Origin of the sequence: Bacillus sanguinis, assembly GCF_018332475.1 — a bacterium.
GTDB classification, from domain to species: domain Bacteria; phylum Bacillota; class Bacilli; order Bacillales; family Bacillaceae_G; genus Bacillus_A; species Bacillus_A sanguinis.
Window position 1 is genome coordinate 1 of record NZ_BOQB01000286.1, and the last position, 2,016, is coordinate 2,016.

Sequence of the window (2,016 nt, forward strand, 5' to 3'; positions counted from 1 at the left end):
ATATGGTAAGTGTTTTTTGATTCAAATTAACTAGTCTCTTCTATTATTTATTTATTTGTTTGTTTTTGCTTCTTTTTCAAATATTCCGCACGTAATTTTTCAATTTGCTGCTTTTTATCAAATTTGGCAGGCGTCTGTTTTTCATGAAACTTTGCCACAGCTACCTGACTTTTGTAATCCAATTGATATTTTCCCACTTTGTTCACCTACTTTTCTTGTCTTTAAAGAGAATCTATTCAACAAATATAATATACCTTATTTACTAAAGTAAACCTTATTACTTTAGTAGTTTTTCTACTGCTATCTATCTTAATCCACATATAGAAAGTTTTTCAAAAAAAAAGAGATCTTCGCATACTGCGAAGATCTCTTTTACTATTTCTTATAAAGTTTCAGAAGTAGTTTTTGCTTGCATGTGAAGTGCTAAGTAGTCAGGGCCACCAGCTTTAGAGTCTGTACCAGACATATTAAAGCCACCGAATGGTTGGTAACCTACGATTGCACCAGTACATCCACGGTTGAAGTATAAGTTACCCACATGGAATTCTTCACGTGCTTTTTCAATATGGTCACGGTTATTAGTAACAACAGCACCTGTTAAACCGTATTCTGTATTGTTTGCAATTGCTAGTGCATGATCAAAGTCTTTTGCTTTACAGAATGCTACTACTGGTCCGAAGATTTCTTCTTTCATTAAGCGAGCATCTTCTGCAACGTCAGCAACGATTGTTGGTTGGATGAACCAGCCTTTAGAATCGTCTCCTTCGCCACCTGCTAAGATTCTACCTTCTTCTTTACCAATTGCAACATAGCTCATTACTTTATCGAATGCAGCTTGGTCATTAACAGGACCCATATTTGTACCTAATACAGCTGGGTTAGCAACTGTTAATTCTTTCGTTAATTCAACAGCACGATTTAATACGTGATCGTATACATCTTCATGGATTACTGCACGAGAACATGCAGAACATTTTTGTCCTGAGAATCCGAATGCTGATGCAACGATAGATTTAGCTGCTAATTCAAGATCTGCTTCTTTATCAACAACGATTGTATCTTTACCGCCCATTTCAGCGATAACGCGTTTTAACCAAATTTGGCCTGGGTTTACTTTCGCTGCACGCTCATAAATACGGATACCTACATCACGAGATCCAGTGAAGCTCACGAAACGTGTACGAGGGTGATCTACTAAGTAGTCACCAACTTCAGAACCATTACCTGGAACGAAGTTTACTACGCCAGCTGGTAAGCCAGCTTCTTCTAATACTTCCATGAATTTCGCTGCTACTACAGGAGTTGTACTAGCTGGTTTTAGTAATACTGTGTTACCAGAAACTAAAGCAGCTGTTGTCATACCTGCCATAATTGCGAATGGGAAATTCCAAGGAGAAATGATAACACCTACTCCTAATGGAATGTAAGAGAAACGATTATATTCAATTGGACGGCTTTCTACTGGAATTCCGTCTTTTAATTTTAACATTTGACGACCATAATATTCCATAAAGTCGATTGCTTCTGCTGTATCAGCATCTGCCTCATTCCATGGTTTACCTGCTTCTTTTACAAGAATAGCAGAGAATTCATGTTTTCTGCGACGAACGATTGCTGCAGCGCGGAATAAAATGTCTGCACGCATTTCTGGCTTTGATTTTCTCCAAGTTTGGAATGTTTCATCCGCTACTTGCATTGCTTTTTCAGCTAACTCACGGCTTGCTTTTGAAACGCGACCAACAAGTTCCTCTTTATTTGCAGGGTTTACAGAAACAATTTTGTCTTCTGTAGTGATTTTTTCTCCCCCAATAATTAATGGATAGTCTTGTCCAAGATAAGATTCTACTTTCTTTAAACCTTCTTCAAACGCTAATTTGTTAGCCTCCACTGAAAAATCTGTAAATGGCTCATGTTTGTATGCTACTACCATTCTTTTTAGCCTCCCCTTAGAAAAACGTTTACATTTTACAACATTATTCTACACGATAATTTAGATTTATTCAAATATTCCTAGAC

General features: G+C 37.2%; 2 protein-coding genes. Both read right to left on the bottom strand.

Annotation, left to right across the window (positions count from 1 at the left end; translation table 11 throughout):
* Positions 1–47 precede the first annotated feature (47 nt).
* A complete protein-coding gene (locus KI369_RS24045) occupies positions 48–197 on the bottom strand; it encodes a hypothetical protein (RefSeq protein WP_212957719.1) in 150 nt (49 codons plus the stop codon).
* A 185-nt stretch (positions 198–382) separates the two neighbouring features.
* Entirely contained in the window at positions 383–1,930 is a 1,548-nt protein-coding gene (gene pruA, locus KI369_RS24050; protein WP_000259556.1) for an L-glutamate gamma-semialdehyde dehydrogenase, read from the bottom strand.
* Positions 1,931–2,016 lie beyond the last annotated feature (86 nt).